This is a genomic window from Maridesulfovibrio sp. (assembly GCF_963678865.1).
GTDB lineage: Bacteria > Desulfobacterota > Desulfovibrionia > Desulfovibrionales > Desulfovibrionaceae > Maridesulfovibrio.
Genome location: NZ_OY787459.1, coordinates 456,892 through 483,263, shown reverse-complemented (window position 1 = coordinate 483,263; position 26,372 = coordinate 456,892). Strand labels below are relative to the sequence as shown.

Below are 26,372 nucleotides of genomic sequence, written 5' to 3'. Positions count from 1 at the left end.
TTGGAGGATTGTATATGTCTGGTTGCAAGGCTAAATCGGGCCCCGCTGTAATGGCGACCCCTTATGATAAAAAATACACCGGTCCGGTGATTGTCGACCCGCTTACCAGGATTGAGGGACACCTCAAGATCGAGGTTGAGGTCGAAAACGGTAAAGTAAGTAATGTCTGGAGTAGCTCTCAGTTATTCCGTGGTCTGGAAATTATCCTGAAAGGCCGTGACCCCCGCGATGCACAGCATTTCACCCAGCGTTCCTGCGGTGTATGTACTTATACCCATGCGCTGGCATCCACCCGTTGTGTTGATAATGCTGTTGGCGTTGATAAAAACCTGCCCGATAATGCACGTCTTATCCGTAACCTCGTGCTGGGCGCACAATACCTGCATGACCACATTGTGCACTTCTATCATCTGCATGCCCTTGACTGGGTTGATGTTGTAAGCGCACTTCAAGCTGATCCTGTCAAGGCTGCAAAAATCGCCAACAGCCAGTCTTCCCGCGTAACCAAGCCCGAAGACCTGAAAGCTGTTCAGGATAAACTTAAAAAGTTTGTTGATTCCGGCCAGCTCGGTATCTTTACCAACGCTTACTTTCTCGGTGGCCACGACGCTTACTACCTGCGTCCTGAAGAAAACCTCATTGCTACTGCTCACTACCTTGAAGGTCTCCACCTTCAGGTTAAGGCTGCTCGCGCAATGGCTGTTTTCGGTGCTAAAAACCCGCACACCCAGTTTACCATCGTTGGCGGTGTAACCTGTTACGATTCCCTGACTCCCAAACGCATTCAGGAGTTCAAGGATCTCTACAACGAAACAATGGCATTTGTTAACGAATGCTACATCCCCGATCTGTTGATGGTCGCATCTTACTATAAAGACTGGGCCGGAATAGGCGGAACCACCAACTTCCTGACCTTCGGTGAATTCCCGGATGTTGAAGCAGACATCAACAGCCGCTTCCTTGAGCAGGGTGTAATTATGAACCGTGACCTCAGTAATGTCATGGATTTCAACCCTGATTCCATTAAGGAAGACATCAGCCACAGCTGGTATAACGGTGATTCTTCACTGCATCCTTATGACGGTGAAACCGAACCCAAGTATACCAACTATGAAGACCGCGACCGTTACTCCTGGATGAAAGCTCCCCGCTACAAAGGAGAATCCATGGAAGTCGGTCCGTTGGCACAGATGCTGGTTTCCTACGCTCGCGGCAACAAGGCTGTTGTCCCCGTTGTCAACCATGTTCTCTCCACCCTCGGAGTCGGACCCGAAGCACTGTTCTCCACTCTCGGCAGAACTGCTGCTCGTGGTATTGAGACTGTTGTTGCAGGTACCAAGATGGTTGAGTGGGTTAACAACCTTGAAGACAACGTTGCTTCAGGCAATACTGATCTTGCGGTTGAATGGGAAATGCCTGATGAAGCTGAAGGCGTCGGCTTTGTTGGCGCACCTCGCGGTGGTCTGTCTCACTGGATCAAGATCAAAGGCGGAAAGATCGAAAACTTCCAGCTGGTTGTTCCTTCAACCTGGAACCTCGGTCCCCGCTGTAACCAGAACAAAATGTCCGCAGTTGAGGAAGCCCTCATGGGTACTCCCATCGCAGACGCCAAGCGTCCTGTTGAAATTCTGCGTACTGTTCACTCCTATGACCCCTGTATCGCCTGTGGCGTACACGTCATCGATGCTGCAACCAACGAAGTTCACAAATTCAAGATTCTCTAGTTGGTTTAAGCTTTATGAAAGTATTACGGGAGCCTGTTTTGCAGGCTCCCGTTTTTTAATTTCTATCTGAAATATTTGATTTTTTAGTTGTGTTTCCATTCCAAATTAAGCTACAGAGATTTATAGGTATGGAATAGAAATGGACTGCATAAAATTTTCATCAAAGCCCGTAGAGAACTTATTAAAAGGTTTTGAATGGATGGGGTCTGGAGAAGGCAAAATGGATAAAAAAATTTTAGTTCTTGGTGTGGGAAACATTCTTTTTACCGATGAAGGCATCGGCGTGAAAGTGGTGAATGAACTGATGAGCCAGTATTCATTTTCCGACAATGTTGAAATCATGGATGGCGGGACTCTTGGCACCAAGTTGATGGGCCCTATGATGGATTGCGACTTCCTGATTGTAGTGGATGCTGTGTTGGGTAATGACGAGCCGGGTTCTGTTTACCGCTTGACAGGAGAAGATTTGCGTAGGAGTCTGGCTTTCAAGGATTCAATGCATCAGACCGACCTGCTCGACACTATGGTCCTGTGTGAGTTGTGTGACCGCCGTCCTGAGTGCGTGGTTATCGGTGTTGAACCGAAGGATTACGAAACCATGCATGATGAGGTTTCTGATGTAACGCTGGAGCGGCTTCCTTTCATGATGGAAAAGGTGCTTGAGGAAGTTTCCGCAGCCGGCGGCAGTTATGAAAAGACGGCTTAACAGCCGATAAGGGGTGTTTTTCATGTGTTTAGCTATTCCTGTTCAGATTAAGTCCATTGAAAATCAAGTCGCCAAATGTAAAGTGGGTGAGGGCGAAACTTATCTTGATGCGTCACTTATGCTTTTGCCGGACGAAGTTGAGATCGGTGATTATCTGATTGTTCATGCCGGATTTGCGCTACGCAAACTGGACCCTAAAGAGGCTGAAGAAACCTTGAAGATTTTACGTGATATGATTGAATTGACCGAAGCGGAACGGAATAAAGCATGTAACGCTTAACGATTAAATTTCATTGAACATAAAGAATCCCGGCAGTCTGTAAGGTTGCCGGGATTCTTTATGTTCAACTTGATTGCACAAAGATAAGAACAATAAAATATTATGACCTAAATTTGTTTTAAAAATTACCACTGTTCAATGCTTTGTTTCGATGCTAATTATTCCAAAACGAAATTTGAATAATATTTTGGAGATATTATGATTAATAAAGAGCGAATTCTTGACCTTTTTTTCGAACTTGTACGTATTGACAGTCCTTCCCTGCAGGAAAAAAAAGTGGCTGTTTGTCTGCGTGAAAAGATGGAAAAAAAAGGTTATGTTGTACATGAAGATAAGGCTGGTGAACTCAGTAACGGTGATACGGGAAATTTAATTGTGCATATCCCCGCTACCGGCGAAGGTGCGCCTATAGCCTTTTCCGCTCATATGGATTGCGTGCAACCATGCATTGGAGTGGAGCCTGTTCTTGACGGCGATGTTGTCCGCAGTGCCGGCGAAACTGTTCTCGGCGGCGATGATAAGGCTGGGATTGCCATGACCATCGAGGCTCTGAATCATCTTGAAGAAGAATCAATACCGCATCCGGATATTTATCTGGTCTTTTCCATTTGTGAAGAGTCCGGCATGTTCGGTGCTAAAAATATTGATACTGATCTACTTCCGGCCAAAGATATTATTGTGCTTGATTCCGGGGGGGCGGTTGGAACTATCGTCGTTGCCGCTCCTGCCAAGGCCGGTATTACAATGACCTTTACCGGAAAGTCTGCACATGCCGGCATTGCCCCTGAAGAGGGGATCAGTGCTATTCAGATTGCAGGGGAAGCCATATCTAAAATGAGCCTGTTGCGCATTGATGAAAGCAGTACTGCCAACCTTGGACGTATTGAAGGAGGAACGGCTACTAATATTGTAGCTGATTCCGTGACACTTACGGCAGAAGCCCGTTCTTTATTTGAAGAATCTCTCCAGACTCAATTGGATCATATGGAAGCATGCTGTGCTGCTGCAGTGAAAAAAGTTGGGGGCGAGTATGAATTTGATTATGAAATTTCATACCCGGTACTTCGGGTTGATGATAATTCCCCTTTCCTTAGCAAAGTAGAAAATTGTTGCAAGAATATCGGCCTAAAGCCTAAAAAAGTTCCCACCGGTGGTGGCAGTGATGCTAATATCCTTTTTGGAAAAGGATATAATGCCGTGACTCTTGGAATTGGGATGAGCAAGGTTCACACCACCGAAGAGTTCATTACAGTTGAAAGTTTAACCAGTTGTACTAAACTGGTAGCAGAGATTATGAAAAGCTGAATTATCATGAAACACTGCCCGGATCACTTATGATTACCCGGGCAGTAGAATCAGGCAGCTTGCCCCTTAATCAAGTTTGTCCACTATAATGGAGGTTTAAATGCCTTTACCAGAGAAAGATGCCATAATATTCCATCCAATAGGATACATCCGCTCTCCATTTGAGACTCCCGAGGGTATGCCGATCCAGCCTTCTGGAGCCAAAGATGTGGCTGGAAAAATAGAGCTTCACGATGCTCTTAAAGAAGGTTTGCAGGATCTTGAAGGCTTCTCTCATATCATTCTTCTATATCATTTCCACAAGAACGAAGACTATCATCTAAAAGTTAAGCCGTTTATGGATACTGAAGAACGTGGACTGTTTTCCACCCGTGCTCCACGCAGGCCGAATATGATCGGGATGTCTACTGTGGAGTTACTCAGCATTGAGGGTAATGTTCTCCATATCAGGGGAGTGGACGTACTCGACAGAACCCCGCTGATAGACATAAAGCCTTACGTAAAAGAATTTGATGCTGTTCCCGCAGACCGTTTCGGCTGGCTGGAAACCAATGCTAAAAAGTCTGAATCATTGAAATCGGATGAACGGTTTGCAAATAAATAAATTTTCCAGTGTATTTGCATGAAAGACGAGAAGCCCCTGCCTTTAGGCAGAGGCTTCTCTAGAGGAATAGACTGTTTTTTTCTGGTTGTTATTTTATTCCATCAGGATGACAGGCGGAGTTGATGCATCCGGTCATTTCCTTATCATTACCGAATTCCTTCACATGACAGCCGAGGCAAGAAGCACGTTTGAGGTCTTTGCGCTTGTAATGCATGGCCTTGAAGTAGGATTTGTATCCTTTGCTCGGAATCGGTTCAAAGTTAGTATGACAATCTGCACAACTGGTAGGTTCGCCTGTTTTTTTCATTTTGTGGTGGCAGTCAATGCATTCATAGTTTGCATGGCTTGAATGGTTGAAAACTACACCGTGATCTTTAGGACTTTTGCCCTTGATGAAATTGATGACCAAATCATCATCCGGGGCAGTCCAATCTTCCTGTGCGCCAGCACCGATGGCGACGAACACAATGCCCATCAAACACAGGCATGCGATCAATAATTTTTTCATTTTATTTCTCCTGCCTGCTAGGCTTTGTTTTTAAGAGTGGTGAGGAAACCGCGTCTTGAAGTTTTAGACGGAGTTACCCCGGCCAGAAGCGTCTTGCGTTGCTCTGCGGAAGCGACGACATTACCGAAGTAGTTTTCCGGTTTGGTTTCGCAGAGATAAATCACGCGCACATCCTCGGGATCGGCGAGGTAGGCATTGGGGTTGGCTTTTTTCACTTCCGCAAGTCTTTCCTTGGCCAGCTTGAGCATGTCCGCACGGTCGCCGAAGTTCATGGTTCCGGTGGGGCAGCTCTGCACGCATGCGGGCTTCATGCCCATTTCCACACGGTCGAGACACATGTCACACTTTGAGAATAGTCCGGTTTCCGGATCCTGACGGGGAACATTGTAAGGACACATTTCCCAGCCTTCCACCTTGCCCTTTGGCAGGATGGCTTTATCGGTCATTACCACGGCCCCGGTCTTTTCATCCTGAACCACGGCACCCGGTGCGTACATGTTTGCAATGTACTTACAGGGAGGCTCAAGGCAGTGACGGCATTGTTCCGGGAAGAAAAGCCAACGTAATTTACCGTCTTCGTCCCGTGCTTCACTGAAGCGTACCAGCCGGATAGTCTTGGACGATAGATCCTGCGGATTCTGATGGGAACCAACGTTACGGGTTTGCTCTGCAGGCAGTTTTTTCCACTGCTTGCAGGCAACCTGACAACCGCGACAGGCGGTACAAAGGGTGAGATCTACAAAGAAGCTTTTACCGGACATTAGTTATCACCCTCCTTCCACTTACGGAGATTGACCATAAAGGCCTTGTATTCGGGGATACCGGTGTTCGGGTCACCCACGTTGGGGGTTACGATGTTTGCGGAATCACCGCCGTTCATTGGGGTTACCCAGCCGTAATGCCAGGGCATGCCGACCATGTGAACGTCGCTTCCGTTAATGTTATAGGGCTGGATACGTTCGGTAACCATTGCAATGGCCCAGAGCGATCCACGGACACTTTCAACAGTAACTTTGTCACCATTTTCAATGCCGCGCAGCTTGGCCAATTCGGGACTGATTTCCACAAACATCTGCGGCTCAGCTTCAACCAGCCAAGATTGCCAACGAGTCATGGAACCGGTCTGCCAATGTTCGGTAATACGGTAAGTCGTTCCGACGAACGGGTAGCGCGGATCGCAGACAGCCTTTTCCTCGCCCTGAATTTGAACAGCCGTGGGGTTATGCAGGGTTTTGGAGAAAGGATGGTTGTCTACCGGGCATTCCAGCGGTTCGTAATATTCGGGCAGGGGACCGTCTGCACGGCCGGGACCGAATAGCTGGCCGAAGCCGTTCTTACGCATGATGAACGGATGACGGGTGCCGGGCTTCCAGCCACCATCGGGAACATCACCGATCCACTTGGAACCGTTCCACTTGATAACCGCTTTCTTGGGTGCCCAAGGCTGTCCTTTTTCATCAACAGAAGCTCTGTTGTAAAGGATGCGGCGGTTAACCGGCCAGCACCATGTCCAATTGGGGAAGAGGCCTATATTGGCTTGTTCCTTGGTCTGGGTGGCATCGTGGCGTTCCGACTTGTTGCCTTCGTCGGTGACGGAGTTGCAGTACAGCCAGTTTCCGGAGGTAGTGGAACCGTCTGCCTGCAAGTAGGCAAAGCTGGGGACCTGCTGTCCTTTCTTGAACTTCTTGCCTTTCACTTCAACATCACGGGTAAACCAGCCGTTACAGAGTTTGGCGGTTTTCTGAGCGCTGAAGTGCATGTGGCCGTGTCCATCATCTTCACACATGTTTTCAAAGCTTAAATGGGTGATCGGTTCAGGGTACGCACCACCTTCTTTTTCATAAAGAGCTTTGAGTTCTTCCCAGATTTCGTGGAAGTAATGGCCGTCGCTCATAACTTCACCAAAGGTTTCCGGGCCCTTGTAACGCCATTGCATCCAGCGTCCGGAGTTGGATACTGACCCTTCTTTTTCAATAGGAGAAGCACAAGGGATGAAAAAAGTCTCGGTCTTGATCTTTTTGGGATCCATTCCCGGACCTTTCCAGAAATCACTTGTTTCACACGGGAAGAGGTTTACGTTGACCATCCAGTCCAATTTTCCGAGGGCATTACGGGTCTTAACGGAGTCAGAGCCTGAACAGGCCGGGTTCATACCCCAGATAAGGCCGCCAGTAAATTTGCCTCGATACATGCGGTCAATAAGCGGAATCCAAGAATACTGGCTGGCCTTGTGGTTATCAAGGCGAGGCAGATACTGGTATCCCTGTTCCGGAGTATCTTCGGAATACATGGCCTTGATAAGGCTGGCCGAGTACTTGGGATAATGCTGCCACCAGTTAGCGGATTCAGGATCATTACTCTTGGGTGTATATGTGTTGTTGTACTGTTCAAGAGTGTCCTGTCCGGCAAGAGGAGTCTTCAGGTAGCCGGGGAGAATGTGATAGAGCAGGGCGTAGTCAGTGGAACCCTGTACGTTACATTCGCCGCGTAAGGCGTTAACGCCGCCGCCTGCGACACCTATGTTACCGAGCATAAGCTGGATCATGGCCATTGCACGAATGTTCTGAACACCCACAGAGTGCTGGGTCCAACCCATGGCGTACATGATGGTTCCTGCTTTATCCGGTTTTCCGGTAGCGGTGTAAGTCTTGTAGAGCAGATCAAGATCTTTCACCGATACACCGGAGATGGAGGATACTTTTTCCGGAGTGTAGCGGGAATAATGTCTTTTCAGGATCTGGAATACACAATTGGGATCCTGCAGGGATTTATCCTGCTTGGGAATACCCTTGTCGTTCAATTCAAAAGCCCATTTTGATTTGTCGTAAGCATTGGCTTTACTGTCAAAGCCGGAGAACAGGCCGTCTTTGAAATCGTAATCTTTACCTACGATAAAAGAAGCGTTGGTGTAATCAACCATATATTTATGGAAGTAACGCTTGTTTTTGATGATGTAGTTGATCATACCGCCCAGTACTGCGATATCAGTACCGGAACGCAGAGGAATGTATGCATCCGAGCGAGCGGAAGTACGGGTGAAGCGCGGATCCACATGGATAATCTTTGCACCGCGTTTTTGTGCTTTTACAGCCCATTTGAAAGAAATGGGATGGTTTTCGGCAGCATTACTGCCCATTATCAAAATACAATCACTGTTCTGAAGGTCATTCCAGTGGTTGGTCATCGCGCCGCGTCCGAACGACTCTACCAGAGCCGCAACAGTTGCGCTGTGTCAGATACGTGCCTGGTGCTCAACATAGACCAGGCCGAGTGAACGCATGAAGCTGTGCATGGCATAACATTCTTCGTTATCCAGCGCAGCGGAACCGAGAGAGGCGATACCCATGGTGCGGTTGACCACCTGTCCCTTGGCATTTTTCTTTTCAAAGCTTTCGTCGCGAGATTTTTTGATCAGTTTTGCTATGCGTTTTTTGCAAAAATCCCAATCTTTTTCTTCCCATTCTCCACTGTATGGAGCGCGATATAAAAATTTTCCCACACGTTGCGGGTTTTCGGTCATCTGGATGGCAGCAGCACCCTTGGCGCAGAGTGCTCCTTCGTTAATGGGGTGGTCAGGGTTACCTTCCACATTTATAGCACGTTTGGTCTCAAGGTCGGTATTGACCAGAAGGCCGCAACCTACTGAGCAGAACGCGCAAATAGAGGTGGTCTGCTTGGTCCATTTGGGACTGAGCTGCCTCGCCCGTTCCTCGGCTGTATTCGCAAAGGCTTTACCAAGCCCGCCGAACGCCGGAACAGCGGCTATCCCCGCAGCTGCCGCAGTCGTCAGCTTTACAAAATCTCTACGATTAATGTTCATCATCGCTCCTGAAATTTGAGGGTGTTCCAATCATCTGAATAAGAACTTATCCGTCAATAGGTTTGATGGGAAAAAAAAATTGCTTGAGACATGAATGACACAATTTAATATGTGCGTTTTTTGATATAATTAGCAGTTTTGATCTTAATGTACTGTATTTTAAGCTTAAAAAGCAATGTGGGCGAAGTCTTAATTCTTGAAGTGAATTATATTCATGTCTATTTAAGAAATAAGCATCTTATCAAATGCTCCTTACTTAACATCCTAAAATAATGAGGTTTAACGAGTCGATCTGCTGCCTGCTAGAGCAGCTTATCCCGATATTGTTACTAATCAGACATAATTGATGAAATTTTGAATAAAATAGGGACCGTTTTTGGTTTTAAAAACGGTCCCACCTTGTTTTTCCAACTACTTACGAGCAATCAATGCAAAATCATTGCTTTCGTTTTGGTACTTGTTTCCGGCAACATTGCCTAAAAGTTCAATCCTGCTGAAACCGCAATTGCTGAATTCCGATTTTAATACTCCTGGACTGAAATATTGCAGCCAATTGTAGATCGTGCGGGTGCGGTCTTTCTCGATGATGGTATATTTGTCTAACATTACCTTTTCTTCTTCATATTTATATGTATTCAAGAATCCGTAATACTTGTCAGCAGACCAGAAACCATCCATGAGGTTGGGTTCAAATACATGCTTTTCCGCAAGTTGGTTGAATGCGCTGAGGGAAAACACATCCAGCAGAACTGCTCCGTCAGGTTTAAGCATCGCCTTGAATTTGAGCAGCATTGTTTTCCGCTGCTCAGGGCTGAGTGCGCAGAAATCACACATGATCGTCGATTTCGGGATGTAAATGGTAGCTTAGCATCTGTTTGGAGATGTGTTCATCGGTCCAAAGATCAGCTGCAGTATAGACTTCAAAGGGAAGGGGACGGGAATTAATATCCATAAGTTCTTTAAACATAACAAAACCTTAATATCCTTACATAGAATATCGTTTGAAAAGGTTGTTCCTGCCGGAAATCAGACAGAACAACGCAAGAGCCGAGAGGTCTTTATATGATTAAAGTCTGGACATAACGTGAAACTTCTAACTTGACGTGCTGAAAGAGTCCAGCTCTTCCCATGTTATGCCTTTGCTTAATTGCTAAAAAAATTGCGCAGGGGATGGCGTTTTTGTCTTTGCATTTTTTGCTGTTGCGGAACCTGTAGAAAATTAATGATTTTGGATGACCCGGATATCTCCTGTACAGTCTTGAGAGCTGATTCCTGCTCTTGATCATCGAGAACTCCAATTATGATCACAGTATCCTGAACAACTTTAACTGTTAGTTTTGAAGAAGGATAATTCGGTTCAAGCATTCCCTTCAGCTTAATTTCGAGTTCAGATGGTGTGCTGTTATCTGAAGACTTTTTTTGAGGGAGAAAATAACTGACCCCGTTGAGATCAGTGATAGATTTGGCGCATTCCACTAAACCAGCTCGTTCAGCATCATTTTCCACTTCGCCAACCAAGAATCCGTGTCCCAAGTAAACATAGCTCGAAACTCCGGTCATACTTTCGGGATAGTTCAAGAGTATTTTTTTATGCAACTGCAGCTGCGTCCTGCTGTCTTGAGCCTGAGTAATGTACGGCCGCTCATCTTTTACTGCTTTAAATATTCTGCCGTAAGGCACAAATCCGGCTTCAACAGTAGTAATATTGAATGCCGATACAATTAGCAAAAAAGAATAAATAATATTTTTAATGACGCTGTTCATAGCTTGAGTTTAATGTGTCTTCAATTAAAAATAAACCCCGCCACTTAACAAAGCAACGGGGTCTATTCTGCGTATATCTAGCTTGATTTAATCTAATTTTTTTCTGGCAGTACCTTCTTTGTAGAAAGGCAACTCACTTTTCTTCGCTTCTAGATCCTTGCGGGCACCTTTGATGGTGAAAACTTCTGCTTCGGCTGCATCCTTGGCGACGTAGGCCAGCGCGATGGAGTAGCCGAGAGTGGGGGAGAAGGATCCGCTGGTTACCTTGCCCACTTCCTTGCCGTCGAGCATAACGATGTCATCGTGGCGGGCGGAACGACGTCCTTCAATGGTCAAGGGGATCAGGATTTCCTTAACATCGGTATAAGCATCAGCCGGAAGAAGGAATCCGTAGCCGCCTTCACGGGGATTGTGCTTGGTATCGAGATCCTGACCGTAAAGAGGATAACCGCACTCAAGACGCAGGGTGTCGCGAGCGCCGAGTCCGATGGGTTCAACCCTTTCGTCAGCGACCAGCTTTTCCCACAGGGAAATGGCTTTGTCGGAAGGCAGATAAAATTCGTATCCCAACTCACCGGTATATCCGGTACGGCTGACGATCAGTTTGTAACCGTCAAATTCAGTTTCTTCAAAGTTAAAATATTTAAGATGCTTGAAGTCTCGCCCGAAAACAGATTCCAGAACCTCGAGAGCAAGGGGACCCTGCAGGTCTATTTTAGCAGTCTCGTAAGAAACATTTTCAAAATTAAGACCTTCCGAAAGTCTGGAATCAATCCACTTAAAATCGCCTTCTTCACAGGCGCCGTTGACTACGAGCATGTAGGAGTCTTCAGCAAGGCAGTAAATAATCAGGTCATCAAGAACTCCACCCTTATCGTTGGGCAGGAAACCGTAGCGGCATTTGCCCGGTGCGAGAGTGTCCAAATTCTGAGTGACCAGTTTATTCAAACTGTCTTTGGCTCCTTTTCCGCTGAGCTTGAATTCACCCATATGGCTGATATCAAACACACCTACCTGTTCACGGGTCTGCTTGTGTTCAGCTATAATGCCTTTGTATTGTACGGGCATTTCAAACCCGGCAAAAGGAACAAGCTTTGCACCGTTTTCACGGTGCCACTCAGTCAAGGGGGTTGTGCGCAGTGCTGTCAATTTTTTACTCCGTATAGGTTGAAAGCACCGGAAAAACCCTGAGTGCTTTCACTATTAAATTTAAACCAGCCCGCTTATAGACGCACCTTCATCATAGAGGGAGCGGCTTTTACGGATTGACCTGAATTCATCCAGTACAACAACCATACGGCCATAATATTTTTTCACGTCTTGACCGTAGGGTGTCAGTTCGTCTTCCAGACAGGAAATATATTTTCGTCTCAGGTAAGAGTCGTTCAAAACTCTGTCGCCGATCTTTAAAGCTGTTTCAACCAGCTTGTCAAAGTAGTTGACAATTTCAAATTTCAAATCATTCAAAATCTCGGTCATCACTTGCAGCATCTCGAGATAACTGATGCGCTTGCCACGAAACTTCCTTTCCTTGAGATCCTCAAGAACTTTCAATTTTCGAGCCTGCTGAATGTAACTGTATTTGGACCAGACTTCCTGATACAGGTCGGTCAGGTCATTAAAAGGTTCATAATTATCGGGGGCCAGCAGGTAACTATCCAGAACTTTAACTACTCCGGAATAAAATTCGTCAGAGTAACCGATGATCCTGCGTTGATGCTTAGACAGCCATGCGAACAGGAATTTCAGCCTTTTTTCATGGGTCTCGGTATCCTCAATCAGTTCATTCCGTTTATAAACGATGTTGCCCGTGTATTCACCCCGGACAATATCGTTAAGCAGGATGGTCATGCTTGAGGCATCTTTAATCACGTTGAAGTGAGAAACGCATTCTCCGGTGATAGGATGAATGACTTCTTGCCGGTAAACCGAAAGGGCGCGGTCTTCACGCACGTTTTCCGGGTTGAATTTATGCTGTCGGTATTTAACTTTGAGGATTACCACCCGCTTTTTTTCATCCACAAAAAAACCGCCTTTTTTCAGTTCAGCAATGGTTTCAGTGTTGTCTTTGCTGACCTGTACCAGCGCAATTTTTTCAACGCGCGGATAGTGACGGGCCTTGGGGTGTGAAAAAAGTGAAGTAATAGTCCGGTCGGATTGTCCCAGCACGCGAACCATGAATTTTTCGCCCATGCGATGCAACCTGCGGGCAAAAAGGGCAGAGGAGGTACGTCGTTCAGAAACAATGGGGAATCCGTGAAGCTCCATGAGAAAAGTATACACAAAGAGACGGTTGTATTCATAGAGCAGGTTGTCACCGGGCTTGAATTTGCCGATTCTGATCCCGAACCTTTTCAACTCGTTATCAAGGTCGGACGGAAAGGATCCGAACACCCCTGAAAGATAGAATTTTCCGGTATTATCCTGCGCCATGATATGGGCCCGCTCTATCTCAAGCAGATAGGGGATAATCTGACCGTAATTCTCAATCGCCGAGATATCCGTATTGCCGTATTCGCTGATGAAGTCTTTGTGCGAACGTTTGGGCAACCGGCTTTCAAAAGTCTCGATATTAGCGTTTACAATTGATTCAAAAAGCGGGCAGGCGTCTTCTGTGGTACTTTCGTCCAGCAGGCGTGGGCTGTGAAGAATGTCGAATTGAAATATTTCTTGAAAAAAATTCAAGGGGCGTTCCAGAGCCACCATGCTGAAACCGGGAAGTTTTTTATATTCGTAGAGATCTACTTCAAAAGAAGGCAGAAGTTCGCGGGAATCCACCAGAGGATACTGATTTCGTTGCTCGAAATATGGTCGCAGCAGGCAGTTCTTGATATGAACGTGATCCAGATGCTGACGTAACCCGTCCAGCGATCTGAAATCATAAACATCATGCGATGAACCGGCTTCGGAATCACAGGCTTCCCCTGTATATTTGGAAAAAGCTTCCTGCCACATATTCATACCCTGCATGTGCTGATTAAAGAAATCCTGCCGTTTTGTTTTCTTAAAAGAATCTCTCTATATTTAATAAGGTATGATTAGCTTGAACCGCAAATAATTACAACAGAAATTATCTAGATAAATTGTAGAAATTAATTTTTTTTTAAAATAAAGTGTTTTCTTGCCGAAAAACATCATTTTGCGAGGAATTTGAGGTTTCTTTATATAAACTTTCATTAAAAACGGAAATAAAAAGGATGGCTATTAAACTTTGTATCTGTTGACCGGGATAGCTCTTTCAAATAAGAATGATAGGGATTTGCTTATATGATAAGATTTCTGTCTTTTTAACGATTTGATTTTAAGGATAAAAGTATATGAGTTTAGAAGGCTGCGCCAATATTAAAAATAACAAGATCGATTGCCCCTGCACGTACAGTGGCTGCCCCCGTGCCGGAGCGTGTTGCGAATGCATCACGTATCACCGCGCCAAGGATCAGCTTCCCGCTTGCTACTTTACACCGGAGCAGGAAAAAACGTATAATCGGAGCATTGATTATTTCATCGAGTGCAGGACTAAATAGAGCATGCCTAGAAACGAAATCCTTATTAATATCCTCAGCATTGTCTGTAATGTTTTTGAGGCGCACAGCGTAGTCCTCTACCTTCCTGATGGACAGCACGGCTATTCACTGTCGACCTATTTCAGCCTTGGGGATGATATCTCCCCCAAGGGGACTCCTTTGTTGAAAAAGAGTCTTGCGGGAATCGTTATTGGAAAAAACGAACCGCTCTTTATCAATAATATGGACCGCAAGGGAGCCACCACAATCGGATACTATGAAAACCGCGAGGACTCCAAGGTCAAAGCGTTCATGGGCACTCCGCTGGAACAGTCCCTTGGAGCCATCTGTCTTGACAGTAAGCGGACCTACTCTTTCAGCACCAAGGATTTGAAAATTCTTTCCCAGTTTGGAAAGATGATTACATCCATGCTTTCCTGTATCCGTTCAGTAGACGCAGACGGCCGTAAAAATGAATATTTCATGACTCTCAAGCTGCTTCACGACCTGCGAAAACGTCAGCCCAAATGGAATGCTTTTCTGGACAACCTTTTGAACATGACCGCAAGTACCAGTGGATTTTCACATTCTTTTCTGACTGTTGTTGATCCGAGAGGTACTTCTTTCTATGTGGAAGGGGAAAACAAACCAATTTTGCATAAAGGTGATTCCAGAACCGCTTCTTTTCCTCTGGGCAGCGGGCTTGTTGGTTGGGTATACAAGAACAACGAACCCATGTTTATTGAAGAAAATAACGCCGGACAGGCTGCATCCAGTCTTCTTGGAGCCAGTGCAAGTACCGTTGATTTCATGAGTGTTATATGTCTGCCTCTTGTTTTCAGGCGTAAGACCAGGGGAGTTCTTGTACTTGCCGATGAAGCACCGAAACGTATTGATGAAGATTTGAAGGATTTCCTGTTTATGGTATCTGAGTATCTGAATCAATTTCTTGAGAATCTTTTTCTAAAAAGCAAACTTGCAGAAGCAAGGACCGCCTTGCAGAAAATTACCCCTGCCAAAACCGATACGGTTTTGATTAACGATTATTAACTGCTTCAAGCATGAGGCCTTTTTAGTATGGTATGGGCTAAATTAATGAGCTTTTTCGGCAAGGATCTTGCCATGGATCTGGGCACGGCAAATACGCTGCTCTACACTCCGAAGGATGGAATTATCCTCAACGAACCTTCTGTCGTAGCCCTTGATGCCCGTGATGAATCTGTGATTGCCGTGGGCAAGGAGGCCAAGGAATATCTTGGTCGTACCCCGGATAAAATTAAAGCAATCCGTCCCATGAAGGACGGTGTTATAGCCGATTTCGAAGTTACCAAAAAAATGATCGCTTTTTTTATCAAGAAGGCAATCAAGGGACGAAATCTGGTCAAGCCCAAAATCATCATCTGTGTTCCAACCGGAATTACTCAGGTTGAGAAAAGGGCGGTAATTGAGTCCGGTCAACAGGCCGGGGCACGGGAAGTCCGCCTTATAGAAGAACCCATGGCCGCAGCCATCGGTGCCGGACTGAACATCCATGAACCTGAGGGGAATATGGTTGTGGATATCGGCGGCGGGACAACCGAAGTTGCCGTGATCACTCTTTCTTCTGTTGCACACAGTCAGTCTGTACGCGTTGCCGGAGATGAGATGAATATGGCGATCATGCGTTACATGCAGGATGAATTTAAACTGCTTGTAGGTGAGAACACAGCCGAGAGAGCAAAAATCCAGATCGGTTCCGCAATGGAATTGCCTGAACCGTTGACCATGACTGTATCAGGGCGCAATTTGCTGGACGGTAAACCCAAGTCCATTGAAATCAATGACGCGCAGATCAGGGAGGCTATTGCTGATCCTGTGGCGGCTATTGTTCATTCTGTACGTGTGGCATTGGAGCACACCCAGCCAGAGCTGGTGGCTGATATTGCCAGCAACGGACTTCTTTTGGCCGGCGGCGGAGCATTACTTAAAGGTCTTGACGAGCTTATACACCGTGAAAGCTCTCTCAAAGTAATTATTGATAATGATCCACTGACTACTGTCGTTCGCGGTACCGGCTTAAGCCTTCAGAAAAACAAAGGCTTTGAGAAAGTCTACATTAATTAAATATAGCAACGAGTCGGTTTATCAGCTCACGCAGCGAATCATATGCAAACTCTACTTGAAAAAGCTACCGCAGCAGTCCTTGAGGCCGGTGAAATAATCAGGGAAGCGTATAACAAACCTAAGAAAATTAAGCATAAAGGCCGTATTGATCTTGTGACCGAGACTGATCTGGCTGTTGAAAATTTTCTTAAAGTAAAACTTTCAGAACTCCTGCCAGATTCATCTTTTCTGGCTGAAGAAACTTCAGGTAATGCTGAACTGATTGACCGTACTTGGATCATTGATCCTCTCGATGGAACAACCAATTTTGCTCATGGTCTTCCCATGATAGCCACTTCGGTTGCCCTTTGGAATGAGGGGCAGGTGCAGATAGGTATAGTTAATCTACCTATACTTAATGAAGTATTTGTTGCCGTTCGTGGTGGAGGGGCGTTCATGAACGGTGAACAGATCCAGGTTTCGGATTGTGATTCACTTGAAGAATCCCTGATTGCCACCGGTTTTCCGTATGCAATTGAAGAACATGTTGATTTTATAACCGATGCTCTAAGCAGGGTACTGGTCAAGACTCAGGGTGTGCGCCGTCCGGGAGCAGCGGCTTTTGATCTCGCTTATACTGCCTGCGGGAGGTATGAAGGCTACTATGAAAATGCCCTGAAACCTTGGGATATGGCTGCCGGATGGCTTCTGGTAGAGGAAGCTGGAGGACGGGTGACCGAATACAAAGAGGATGAATTCAATTTATATTCGCCTGCTATTCTGGCTACAAACTCCCGTATTCATGAGAAATTAAGAAGTCTTATCATTCCTGAAGGCTGATTTATTTGAATTTAAAAAGCAGATTCCGATCGTGAAGAAAGACCAAGGCTGGAACCAGCAGTTCCCGATATTCCCGGACCAGCCAGTCCAGTTCGTTTTCGGAATAAAAATAGCCGGAATCAGCTTCGTCACTGTTTAATTCAGGGATTGAATTTTGTTTTTCAAGCACGTAAAGGGTTACAAATTCATACCCTGTCTCTGAAGAAGCATCTATTTCGTGAGTGAGCTTAAGACTCGCGCTGCGAATTCCCAATTCATGTTCCAGCTCACGAAGGGCTGCTTTTTCATTGGATTCACCTGTGCGGACATGACCGCTTGCGGAAACGTCCCAGCGCCCCGCATACAGTTTTTTTTGCGAGCTTCTTTTTTGAAGAAAAAGTTTTCCTTCATGGTCATAGACAAGTATAATCACCGAACGGTGACGTAGCGACTGTCGATGGACTTCATTTATGTCCATACTTGTAAGAGGACGGTTGTTTTGGTCGACAACTTCGACCTGAATGAATTTTTTTTTCACTTTTAAACAAAATATTTTCGTTTTTGAACATCGAGTTCTTTCAATTCAGAGAAATTGTGTGTAAGAGATTCACATTGACTTTGATTGTGAACTTATATTTTACACCCATGCACAGGTAGATAACCTATTTATGAAAAGCGCGGAAGTCACCTCTGGCATTCAAAAAATTTTTGATCTCGGCCCTGATAACCTCAGTCAGCTCAGGGCGCTTGAATCGCTTTGCTTTGAATACCATTGGACCGAAGAACAGTTCCGTCTGGGACTGGAAAGGAATGCCTTTTTTGTCTTCGGTTATGAAGAGCAGGGGATACTGGTCGGATATCTGGCTTATTCAATTGTTCTGGATGAAATGGAAGTTCTCAATTTAGGGGTGCATCCCCGGTTCAGGAGAAAGGGAATTGGCAGGGCGCTTATGCTGGAACTGATGCATAAATGCCGGGAGATGAATGTAACCAGAGGGCTTCTGGATGTTAAGGAATCCAATGCTCCCGCCATTGGGCTATATGAGAGCCTCGGCTTCAAGCAGGTGGGAATAAGGAAGAAGTATTATCCGGATACAAGGGAAGATGCCCTCCTGTATGACTTGGATTTTAGTCAGTAACCAAAACCGATTTAACCACGGAGTGATCATGCGCTTCATTGACCAACTTGACATTGCAGGTAAAAAACTGCTGATGAGAGTTGATTTCAACGTCCCTCTTGACGGCGAAACCATCACTGACGACAACCGCATCAAAGCTGCTGTCCCTACCTTTAAATATGCAATTGAAAAGGGCGCCTCGGTTATCGTCATGGCCCATCTGGGTAAACCCAAAGGCAAGAGGGTTGATTCCTTAAGCCTTGCGCCGGCAGCTAAACGCCTTGGCGAGTATCTCGGCATGGAAGTTCCCCTTGCTCCAGATTGCATTGGTGCCGAAGTGGAAAAAATGGCTGCCGAACTGAAACCCGGTCAGGTCATGATGCTTGAGAACCTGCGCTTCCATGCAGAAGAACAGGCAAAGACTCCTGAAGAGCGTGGAGATTTCGGTAAACAGCTCGCCGCTCTCGCTGATATTTATGTAAACGACGCATTCGGCGTGGCTCACCGTGCCAACGCTTCTGTTGTTGATGTTCCTTATGCTGCAAAAGAATGCTGCGCCGGTTTTCTGCTCAAGCTGGAGTGGGAATATCTTGGTGAAGCTCTTAAAAATGCCCGCAAGCCTTACATTGCTGTTTCCGGTGGAGCCAAGGTTTCTTCCAAACTGGGCATCCTCAACAATCTGATTGGTAAAGTTGATGACTTCATTATCGGCGGAGCCATGGCCAACACCTTCCTGCTTGCCCAAGGCAAGGCCGTAGGTAAATCTCTTGTGGAAGAGAGCCTTGTAGATACCGCCCGAGAAATCATGGACAAAGCCGCATCTTCCGGCACAACACTGCACCTGCCCACCGATTTTGTCTGGGGTAAGGACATTGATACCGCGCAAGGCGTTTGTGACGGTGATTCCGTTCCTGAAGACGGCATGCTGCTGGACATCGGCCCTGAATCCGCAAAAAAATTCTGCGAAGTAATCGAAAGATCAAAGACCATAGTCTGGAACGGCCCCATGGGACTCTTTGAAAAAGAGCCTTTTGCACAAGGTTCCCTCAAAGTTTGTGAAGCTATGGCCAACCTTGAAGATGCCACCACAATCGTGGGCGGCGGTGATACCGATGCGGTAGTTCATCAGGCCAAGCTTGAAGATAAATTTACTTTTATTTCCACCGGCGGCGGATCTTTCCTTGAATTCCTCGAAGGAAAAGAACTTCCCGCATTCAAAGCACTAAAGGAGAACAGCTAATGAAAAAATTAATGGCCGCCAACTGGAAAATGTATAAGACCCGCGCAGAAGCAAAGGCCACCGCTGAAGGACTTCTTGAAAAAATCACAGGTAAACTTCCTGCAGATCGTGAAGTTGTTATCGCTGCTCCTTATACTGCACTTGAAACTGTAGGTTCCGTGCTGGCAGCAAGTGCAGATTGTCATCTTTCTGCTGAGAACCTGTACCCCAAAGCAGAAGGAGCTTTTACCGGTGAGATTTCTCCTGCCATGCTCAAGGATGTCGGCTGCGTATATGCGCTGGCCGGACATTCCGAACGCCGCGCAATCATAGGCGAAACCAACGAACTGGTAGGTGAAAAAGTCGCATTTGGACTTGAAAACGGCCTGTCCATGATTTTGTGCATCGGTGAAACTATCGACGAAAGAAAAGCCGGGGAAGTACAGAAGGTTATTGACGAACAGCTTGAAGCTGGTTTAAAGAATGTAGCTTCCGACTTCGCAGCCGAAACCGTTGTTGTTGCTTATGAGCCTGTTTGGGCCATCGGCACCGGTGAAGTGGCCGGCGAAGATGAAATCGTTGAAGCTCACGGCTTTGTAAGAGAAAAACTGAAAAAACTTTTTCCTGAAAAAGCCAGTGAAATCCGCATCTTGTATGGCGGTAGCGTAAAACCTGCTAACTGCGCCCAGATCATTGCACTTGACAATGTGGACGGAGTATTGGTAGGAGGCGCGAGCTTGGATGCGGAAAGTTTCAGCCAGATCGCACTGGCTTAAATATCTGCCTTATTCCAGGTGAAAAAATAAAGGAAAAAAGCTTTGCAAACGCTCGTAATTACTGTACACATTATCGCCTGCGTCTTTCTGATCATTTTCGTTCTTTTACAGAGCGGTAAAGAAGACATGGGCGTGATTTTCGGCGGAGGAAGTGGATCTGTTTTCGGTAGCACCGGAGCAGGCGGGGTTCTCGTAAAGGTCACTGCATTTCTGGCAGCTGTCTTTCTGGTAACTTCTCTTTCCTACAACTACCTCTCCGGCAACAGGATTTCTGATGACTCTGTCATGCTTGAAGGTGACACCATCATCACTCCTAAAGTAGAAAAGCCTGCTGTCACTTTTGAAGAGCCCGTAAAGGCTCCTGCAGAAGAGACCAAATAGTAAGTTTTTAAAAACTTCTTGTAAGTTCTTTAAAATATACAGCTCGTATTTTCAGAGCCGAGGTGGTGGAATTGGTAGACACGCTGTCTTGAGGGGGCAGTGGAAGAAATTCCGTGGGGGTTCGAATCCCCCCCTCGGCACCAGCTGAAAAGCAGGTGCTTCAAAAATGAAAATCCTAAATATTACGAGCAATTATTTGCAAAAAAATCTTGCGAATAAATTCAGAGAACGCTATTAGTTTCCTCAACGAGACGTTCTTTGAACACACCTCGGGCCGAGGTGGTGGAATTGGTAGACACGCTGTCTTGAGGGGGCAGTGGAAGAGATTCCGTGGGGGTTCGAATCCCCCCCTCGGCACCATGCAACTGAGAAAGGGTTGAAGCAAAAGCTTCAACCCTTTTTTCGTGGTTTGCGAATAAGTAGCCTTCTTATCTATTGACTTTGATTTTATTATTAAACTATACTAATATAAATTTACCTATAACACTTAACTTAAGAAGGTCCTTTGTGCAAAATATCAATCATAGCTTAATGATTAAATACGGTCTCGCAAATACTCCTAATGATTTTGAGGTCGAAAGATGGCATGAGTTAGTCATAAAATTTATTAATGAAGGTCTTTCGGCAGAAGAGGCTGGAGGTAGAGCTGCTCAACAAACTTTTACTTCATTTAACTCAAGTGTTTATGAATCTGCCTCAGATACGATTGCTGTTTTGCTCAGCAAGCTAGGCAACAAGTAATTGTGATGCCGCAAGATTTGAAGGATCCTAATTTTGTTTTATTTTGGAAAAACTATGGGAATATAATTGTTCCCATAGTTACTTTTTTATTAGGTTTTTTTACTCAATTCTTTTTTATGTCTAAAAAGGATCGTTTTGATGCTAGCGAACGTTTACAACAGCATGTCCAGAAACTTCAAAATGATCATAATGATGCTTATGAAAAGTACACAAGTGTTATGGGTAAGGTCATTAATAAAGACGGAAAATTAGACGTTAACGATTTTATTCGTATTTCCACTTCTGGAGAAAACTATTTCCGGACTGTCAAATCTATCAGTGAAGCAATTCTGGAAGGCAATTTCAAAAAATCTACTATAAAAGATGTTTTATCTCCTTTAGTTCGTGACGCTCTTCATGTTCTCCCTATTCATTATGATAAACTATTAGAGATTGCTGAAAAAAATAATTTTGATGGGCAAAAGAAATTGAATAAAGAAAATTATCGTTCTTTGTACTTAGTTGCGGAAAAATATCCGGAAGAGAGTTAGCTTGGTCTTGTGCTCAAGTCTTATTTAATCTTATCCTGGGTGATATCGAATTTTGGGAGTATGATGACGAGACAAAAATAGTACGTAAGGTTGAAATCTGATTTATTTTGGTTTGATTTTATTGATAAGGGCAAATATTAATTAATTTCAAATTATTACAAAAAACATCTTGCCAAGGATGTCAGATTTACGTAAACACTTCTTCACACGACGTTCACAGAAACGTTGTTCACCTCTTGCCGAGGTGGTGGAACTGGTAGACACGCTGTCTTGAGGGGGCAGTGGAAGAGATTCCGTGGGGGTTCGAATCCCCCCCTCGGCACCATGCAACTGAAAAGGGTTGGAGCAAAAGCTTCAATCCTTTTTTCGTATCTGGAGAAAAGATGATTATTAGCGATGCAACTAAAAGCGATTATGAAAAGCTTATTGGACTCTGGGAAAGATCTGTTCGTGCGACTCATGATTTCCTTGATGAAAGCGACATTGATTATTTAAGGCCGCTGATTATAGAGCAGTATTTTGATGCTGTTAAGTTGAAGTGCGCGAAAGATTCCCATGATAACATTCTCGGCTTTTGCGGTGTTGCTGATGGAAACCTCGAAATGCTTTTTGTTGATCCGCAAAGCATGAAACAAGGGGTCGGTACGGCATTGTGCAGGTATGCCATCGAAAATTTAGCTGTAACCAAAGTAGCTGTGAATGAGCAGAATCCTCAGGCTTTAGGTTTTTACGAACATATAGGGTTTCATGTGATCGCTAGATCAGATCTGGATGGACAGGGTAAGCCATTTCCGCTTTTGTTTATGGAATTGAAAGACAATAGTATTTACACAAGGCTATAATTTAGCACGGAAAATATCACTTTTCAGATTGGCTCAGAATCGATTTTTTATTGTTTTTGTATGTGCTGTGTTGCGCTGAATATTAGGAAGCGTCAGAATTGATTTTTGCACATCATTAGTGAGGTGCAAAAAATTTATAATGTTTGATTGGCTAATTGGATATTTTTTCATTGAAATTATTAATAAAAAGACAGTCTAAACTTTTTTTGGAATTATTATTAAAAACATCTTGCCAAGGGTGCCAGATTTCCGTAAACACTTCTTCACCGAGACGTTCTTATACAGAACACCTCAACAAGCCGAGGTGGTGGAATTGGTAGACACGCTGTCTTGAGGGGGCAGTGGAAGAGATTCCGTGGGGGTTCGAATCCCCCCCTCGGCACCATGCAACTGAAAAGGGTTGAAGCAAAAGCTTCAACCCTTTTTTGCGTTTTAATTGTCAGGATTAATCGCCAGCTTAACAGTGAACATAAATTCTACATGTTGAATATTTTGACGTATGTCAGATGATATCTTGCAGCTTATTTTTCAATGTGTTTATATGCATGTTGATACTTTTCAATTTTAATGAGGTAACTTTACTTGTTTATTCACTAACAACGGTAACTGAAAAGCCAGACGGGGTAGACCATGCTTCATCATGTTAAAAAAGATAAAAGAAACTCTGAAGATCGTAAGAATTACATCATGCCCATCTACGGTTCACGGGACCTTGAAGATCCGATTCCCAAATACGCTTTGCCTGAAGGCAGCATTGATCCTCGCCATGCATATTCGCTGGTTCGCGATGAACTCATGCTTGACGGTAATTCCCGCCTGAACCTCGCCACCTTTGTTACCACATGGATGGAAGATGAGGCTCGGCAGCTGATGACCGAGACTTTCGATAAAAACATGATCGATAAAGACGAGTACCCGCAGACGGCTGAACTGGAAGACCGCTGCGTGCATATTCTTTCGGATCTTTATAATTCACCGGATGAAGAACATGCCTGCGGCTGCTCTACAACCGGATCGAGTGAAGCGGCCATGCTCTGCGGTATGGCGCTGAAATGGAAATGGCGCGATCGTATGAAAGCCAAAGGCAAGCCTACTGATAAACCGAATATGATCATCAGCGCCAGTGTTCAGGTCTGCTGGGAAAAATTCTGCCGTTACTGGGAAGTTGAGCCGCGCCTGATTCCTGTTTCTGATGGTCATTACAGCATGAAGACCGAAGACATCCTTGCTGCGTGCGATGAAAATACCATTGGAGTGGTCGCGATTCTTGGAACCACCCATACCGGTGATTTTGAGCCGGTTAAAGAATATAATGAAGCCCTTGAAAAATATAATGCTGAAACAGGATATGAGATTCCTCTGCATGTTGATGCTGCCAGTGGAGGTTTCATCGCCCCGTTTCTGCAACCGGAGATGGAATGGGATTTTCGCTTGAAATGGGTCAAATCAATTAACGTTTCGGGGCATAAATTCGGTCTCGTATATCCCGGTGTAGGCTGGGCAATCTGGCGTACACCTGAAGAACTGCCGGAAGATTTAATCTTTAGGGTAAACTATCTTGGCGGTGAAATGCCTACTTTTGCATTGAACTTTTCGCGCCCCGGCAATCAGGTTGTAGCCCAGTACTACAATTTCATCCGTCTTGGCCGTGAAGGTTATACCCGAATCATGCAGGCATGCATGGATACTGCCAATTTTATTAAAGCAGAGCTTGAAGAAACAGGGGTTTTTCAGAGCTTGCTGCCTAAACTGCATATGCCGCTGATTACCTTTCGGATCCGCCGTGATGTAGATGTAGAATTTGATGTATACAAAGTTTCCGAAATGCTGCGCCATCGCGGTTGGCTTGTCCCGGCCTACAGCATGTGCGAGAATTGTGAAGATGATAACGTGCTTAGAATCGTCGTTAAAGAAGGCATGTCCATGGACATGGCTCACCTGCTTATGGATGACATACGGCGCATAATTAAGTCTTTTGAAAACGAAGCCGAAGAAAAGAAAACTACCAAAGCTACTTTCAAACATTGCTAATCATTTATTAATAGACATCCTTATTTACAGGCAATATGATCCTACTTGCCTGTAAATAAGGATTTTCATATGAAGGAGTTTCGTAAATGAGTGAGATCAAAAAAAGTGTCGACTATATTTTTCATGGACTTGAAGCCCTTGACATGCTGCTTTGCTCCAAGGAAGCAGAAAATTTGAATGTTCGTAATATTGTAGGTCTTCTGCATCCTATTCTTGATGATGCCAAGCGCAGGGCGCATACTGAGATTTCCGCCAGAAGCAACAAAGAAAAAGAATAACACACTTTAAGGATTCCAAATGTGCTTGAATGAACTGGTTCAAACTGAACTGGAAGATTTGATTCGTATATATAAACATTTGCATGCCAACCCTGAGCTTTCCAATCAGGAAGAAAAATCTTCCAGACTGATAGCTGAACAGCTTGAAGCATGTGGAGTAACCGTGACCCGTAATTTCGGAGGACACGGTGTTGTAGGCATTCTTGAAAATGGAGAAGGCTCGACCGTAATGGTCCGGGGCGATATGGATGCACTGCCCATTACCGAAGAAACCGGACTGGATTATGCCAGCACAATCATAAGCACTGATAATTCCGGCAGCAAGACCGGAGTTATGCATGGTTGCGGCCATGACATTCATATGACTACTCTTATGGGGACCGCCCGTGTCCTTTCTCAATGCAAGAAAAAATGGAATGGAAGAGTCCTGTTTGTTGCTCAGCCTGCAGAAGAAGTTATGTCCGGGGCTAGATCCATGATAGAGCAGGGGCTTTTTAAAAAATTCGGTATTCCTGATTACTGTCTCACTACTCATGTTCTTCCTAAGCTTGAGGCTGGGAATATCATGGTTAAGCCCGGCCCGATAATGGCCGGAACCTACCAGTTAAAAATTACCGTCCGCGGAGTAGGGGGTCATGGAGCCATTCCGCAGGAATGCATAGACCCGGTAGTGCTGGCTGCCCGAATTATCACTTCATTGCAAACCATAGTCAGCCGGGAATTCAGTCCGCTTGATCCGGCTGTTGTTACTGTAGGATCGATTCATGGTGGCACAAAGGCAAATATCATTCCCGGCCATGTCGTCATGGAAGTTACCGCACGCTTCTTTGATTCAAAAGGACATGACCATATTTTCGAATCAATTAAAAGAATCTGCAAATATGAAGCTTTGTCCATGGGAATTCCGGAAGAACTTCTTCCGGTTGTTGAGCTTGATGAAGTCAATGATCTTCCCGCTACAATAAACAGCAAATATCTGGCTGAGATTGTCCGCAAGTCTGCTGAGGCTAATTTAGGTGTAGACAAGGTTCAAGAAGCTGTAATGCTCATGGGCAGTGAAGATTTCTCTCTGTTTAGAACTGCCGTTGAAAAAGAAATTCCCTCATGCCTCTTCTTTACCGGAGCTACATCTGCGGAAGAGATGGCGTTGTTTCACGAAAAAGGAATCAACCCTCCGTCTCTTCATAACAGCAGATTTTGTCCGCCGCCGGAGCCTACAATAAAAACAGCCGTTACTGCCATGGCTGGAAGTGTGATGAGTCTTTTAAGTTAAAACAAATGCCCTGCTAAGTTTCTTAGCAGGGCATTTATATTTAGAATCCTAAAAACCAATTTGCTCTA

General features: G+C 45.1%; 28 protein-coding genes and 4 tRNA genes. 23 read left to right on the top strand and 9 right to left on the bottom strand.

Features of this window, described 5'->3' with window-relative positions:
• The first annotated feature begins 14 nt into the window (after positions 1–14).
• From ACKU41_RS02075 to tsaA, 5 genes are all read left to right on the top strand, one after another.
• On the top strand, positions 15–1,724 hold the full coding sequence (locus ACKU41_RS02075) for a nickel-dependent hydrogenase large subunit (protein ID WP_321403786.1): 1,710 nt from the start codon (positions 15–17) through the stop codon (positions 1,722–1,724).
• 220 nt (positions 1,725–1,944) lie between these two features.
• Positions 1,945–2,430 (top strand): HyaD/HybD family hydrogenase maturation endopeptidase, encoded by a 486-nt coding sequence (locus tag ACKU41_RS02070; RefSeq protein ID WP_321403783.1) that lies wholly within the window; start codon positions 1,945–1,947, stop codon positions 2,428–2,430.
• Positions 2,431–2,452: 22 nt separating this feature from the next.
• Positions 2,453–2,710, top strand: coding sequence for a HypC/HybG/HupF family hydrogenase formation chaperone (locus tag ACKU41_RS02065; RefSeq protein WP_321403781.1), 258 nt, complete (start codon positions 2,453–2,455; stop codon positions 2,708–2,710).
• 198 nt (positions 2,711–2,908) lie between these two features.
• Positions 2,909–4,015 carry a M20/M25/M40 family metallo-hydrolase gene (locus ACKU41_RS02060; protein WP_321403779.1) on the top strand — a complete coding sequence of 369 codons (1,107 nt, stop codon included), beginning with the start codon at positions 2,909–2,911 and terminating at the stop codon, positions 4,013–4,015.
• A gap of 100 nt (positions 4,016–4,115) precedes the next feature.
• The gene (tsaA, locus tag ACKU41_RS02055; RefSeq protein WP_321403777.1) at positions 4,116–4,619 is read left to right on the top strand and encodes a tRNA (N6-threonylcarbamoyladenosine(37)-N6)-methyltransferase TrmO; all 504 of its coding nucleotides are present in this window, start codon (positions 4,116–4,118) and stop codon (positions 4,617–4,619) included.
• 88 nt (positions 4,620–4,707) lie between these two features.
• On the opposite strand, the gene ACKU41_RS02050 is transcribed toward tsaA, so the two are convergent.
• The 8 genes from ACKU41_RS02050 to ACKU41_RS02015 form a co-directional block, all read right to left on the bottom strand.
• Entirely contained in the window at positions 4,708–5,127 is a 420-nt protein-coding gene (locus tag ACKU41_RS02050) for a cytochrome c3 family protein (RefSeq protein ID WP_321403775.1), read from the bottom strand.
• Between the two features lie 17 nt (positions 5,128–5,144).
• On the bottom strand, positions 5,145–5,888 hold the full coding sequence (locus tag ACKU41_RS02045) for a 4Fe-4S dicluster domain-containing protein (RefSeq protein WP_321403773.1): 744 nt from the start codon (positions 5,886–5,888) through the stop codon (positions 5,145–5,147).
• Positions 5,888–8,947: a formate dehydrogenase-N subunit alpha gene (fdnG, locus tag ACKU41_RS02040; RefSeq protein WP_321403771.1), complete on the bottom strand. Its 3,060-nt coding sequence runs from the start codon at positions 8,945–8,947 to the stop codon at positions 5,888–5,890. Before fdnG ends, ACKU41_RS02045 begins: the two co-directional genes overlap by 1 nt.
• A gap of 411 nt (positions 8,948–9,358) precedes the next feature.
• Positions 9,359–9,739: a hypothetical protein gene (locus ACKU41_RS02035; protein WP_321403768.1), complete on the bottom strand. Its 381-nt coding sequence runs from the start codon at positions 9,737–9,739 to the stop codon at positions 9,359–9,361.
• Positions 9,740–9,773: 34 nt separating this feature from the next.
• Positions 9,774–9,914 (bottom strand): hypothetical protein, encoded by a 141-nt coding sequence (locus tag ACKU41_RS02030; protein WP_319781036.1) that lies wholly within the window; start codon positions 9,912–9,914, stop codon positions 9,774–9,776.
• A 176-nt stretch (positions 9,915–10,090) separates the two neighbouring features.
• The gene (locus ACKU41_RS02025; protein WP_319781037.1) at positions 10,091–10,711 is read right to left on the bottom strand and encodes a BON domain-containing protein; all 621 of its coding nucleotides are present in this window, start codon (positions 10,709–10,711) and stop codon (positions 10,091–10,093) included.
• A gap of 87 nt (positions 10,712–10,798) precedes the next feature.
• Positions 10,799–11,860: a glycine cleavage system aminomethyltransferase GcvT gene (gene gcvT, locus ACKU41_RS02020; protein ID WP_321403765.1), complete on the bottom strand. Its 1,062-nt coding sequence runs from the start codon at positions 11,858–11,860 to the stop codon at positions 10,799–10,801.
• A 60-nt stretch (positions 11,861–11,920) separates the two neighbouring features.
• Positions 11,921–13,666, bottom strand: coding sequence for a hypothetical protein (locus ACKU41_RS02015; RefSeq protein WP_407944416.1), 1,746 nt, complete (start codon positions 13,664–13,666; stop codon positions 11,921–11,923).
• Between the two features lie 362 nt (positions 13,667–14,028).
• Here ACKU41_RS02015 and ACKU41_RS02010 point away from each other — a divergent pair, with 362 nt between their 5' ends.
• Genes ACKU41_RS02010 through ACKU41_RS01995 form a run of 4 tightly spaced genes read left to right on the top strand, consistent with a single transcriptional unit; the run spans position 14,029 to position 17,136 of the window.
• Positions 14,029–14,235: a DUF6485 family protein gene (locus tag ACKU41_RS02010; RefSeq protein WP_319781041.1), complete on the top strand. Its 207-nt coding sequence runs from the start codon at positions 14,029–14,031 to the stop codon at positions 14,233–14,235.
• Between the two features lie 3 nt (positions 14,236–14,238).
• The gene (locus ACKU41_RS02005) at positions 14,239–15,264 is read left to right on the top strand and encodes a GAF domain-containing protein (RefSeq protein WP_319781042.1); all 1,026 of its coding nucleotides are present in this window, start codon (positions 14,239–14,241) and stop codon (positions 15,262–15,264) included.
• 27 nt (positions 15,265–15,291) lie between these two features.
• The gene (locus ACKU41_RS02000; RefSeq protein WP_319781043.1) at positions 15,292–16,317 is read left to right on the top strand and encodes a rod shape-determining protein; all 1,026 of its coding nucleotides are present in this window, start codon (positions 15,292–15,294) and stop codon (positions 16,315–16,317) included.
• A gap of 42 nt (positions 16,318–16,359) precedes the next feature.
• On the top strand, positions 16,360–17,136 hold the full coding sequence (locus ACKU41_RS01995; protein ID WP_321403761.1) for an inositol monophosphatase family protein: 777 nt from the start codon (positions 16,360–16,362) through the stop codon (positions 17,134–17,136).
• A 1-nt stretch (position 17,137) separates the two neighbouring features.
• Here the strand turns inward: ACKU41_RS01995 and ACKU41_RS01990 are convergent, their stop codons facing one another.
• Positions 17,138–17,653 (bottom strand): NUDIX domain-containing protein, encoded by a 516-nt coding sequence (locus ACKU41_RS01990; RefSeq protein ID WP_321403759.1) that lies wholly within the window; start codon positions 17,651–17,653, stop codon positions 17,138–17,140.
• A 130-nt stretch (positions 17,654–17,783) separates the two neighbouring features.
• Between ACKU41_RS01990 and rimI the strand changes: the two genes are divergently transcribed.
• The 14 genes from rimI (at position 17,784) to ACKU41_RS01920 (ending at position 26,304) form a co-directional block, all read left to right on the top strand.
• A complete protein-coding gene (gene rimI / locus ACKU41_RS01985) occupies positions 17,784–18,254 on the top strand; it encodes a ribosomal protein S18-alanine N-acetyltransferase (protein ID WP_319781046.1) in 471 nt (156 codons plus the stop codon).
• Between the two features lie 28 nt (positions 18,255–18,282).
• Positions 18,283–19,473 carry a phosphoglycerate kinase gene (locus tag ACKU41_RS01980; RefSeq protein ID WP_319781047.1) on the top strand — a complete coding sequence of 397 codons (1,191 nt, stop codon included), beginning with the start codon at positions 18,283–18,285 and terminating at the stop codon, positions 19,471–19,473.
• Positions 19,473–20,228: a triose-phosphate isomerase gene (tpiA, locus tag ACKU41_RS01975; RefSeq protein ID WP_321403757.1), complete on the top strand. Its 756-nt coding sequence runs from the start codon at positions 19,473–19,475 to the stop codon at positions 20,226–20,228. Before ACKU41_RS01980 ends, tpiA begins: the two co-directional genes overlap by 1 nt.
• Before the next feature lie 42 nt (positions 20,229–20,270).
• A complete protein-coding gene (secG, locus tag ACKU41_RS01970; RefSeq protein ID WP_319781050.1) occupies positions 20,271–20,609 on the top strand; it encodes a preprotein translocase subunit SecG in 339 nt (112 codons plus the stop codon).
• Positions 20,610–20,665: 56 nt separating this feature from the next.
• Positions 20,666–20,752: transfer RNA gene (locus tag ACKU41_RS01965), tRNA-Leu, on the top strand.
• A gap of 130 nt (positions 20,753–20,882) precedes the next feature.
• Positions 20,883–20,969, top strand: a tRNA-Leu gene (locus ACKU41_RS01960).
• A 147-nt stretch (positions 20,970–21,116) separates the two neighbouring features.
• Entirely contained in the window at positions 21,117–21,350 is a 234-nt protein-coding gene (locus tag ACKU41_RS01955; RefSeq protein ID WP_321403753.1) for a hypothetical protein, read from the top strand.
• Positions 21,351–21,352: 2 nt separating this feature from the next.
• Positions 21,353–21,880, top strand: coding sequence for a hypothetical protein (locus ACKU41_RS01950; protein ID WP_321403752.1), 528 nt, complete (start codon positions 21,353–21,355; stop codon positions 21,878–21,880).
• Positions 21,881–22,118: 238 nt separating this feature from the next.
• A tRNA-Leu gene (locus ACKU41_RS01945) sits at positions 22,119–22,205 on the top strand.
• A gap of 58 nt (positions 22,206–22,263) precedes the next feature.
• The gene (locus ACKU41_RS01940; RefSeq protein WP_321403750.1) at positions 22,264–22,722 is read left to right on the top strand and encodes a GNAT family N-acetyltransferase; all 459 of its coding nucleotides are present in this window, start codon (positions 22,264–22,266) and stop codon (positions 22,720–22,722) included.
• A gap of 298 nt (positions 22,723–23,020) precedes the next feature.
• A tRNA-Leu gene (locus tag ACKU41_RS01935) sits at positions 23,021–23,107 on the top strand.
• A 245-nt stretch (positions 23,108–23,352) separates the two neighbouring features.
• Positions 23,353–24,753, top strand: a complete 1,401-nt coding sequence (locus ACKU41_RS01930) for a glutamate decarboxylase (protein ID WP_321403749.1) — start codon at positions 23,353–23,355, stop codon at positions 24,751–24,753.
• A gap of 86 nt (positions 24,754–24,839) precedes the next feature.
• Entirely contained in the window at positions 24,840–25,031 is a 192-nt protein-coding gene (locus ACKU41_RS01925; protein WP_319781056.1) for a hypothetical protein, read from the top strand.
• 19 nt (positions 25,032–25,050) lie between these two features.
• Positions 25,051–26,304, top strand: a complete 1,254-nt coding sequence (locus ACKU41_RS01920) for an amidohydrolase (protein ID WP_321403747.1) — start codon at positions 25,051–25,053, stop codon at positions 26,302–26,304.
• Positions 26,305–26,372 lie beyond the last annotated feature (68 nt).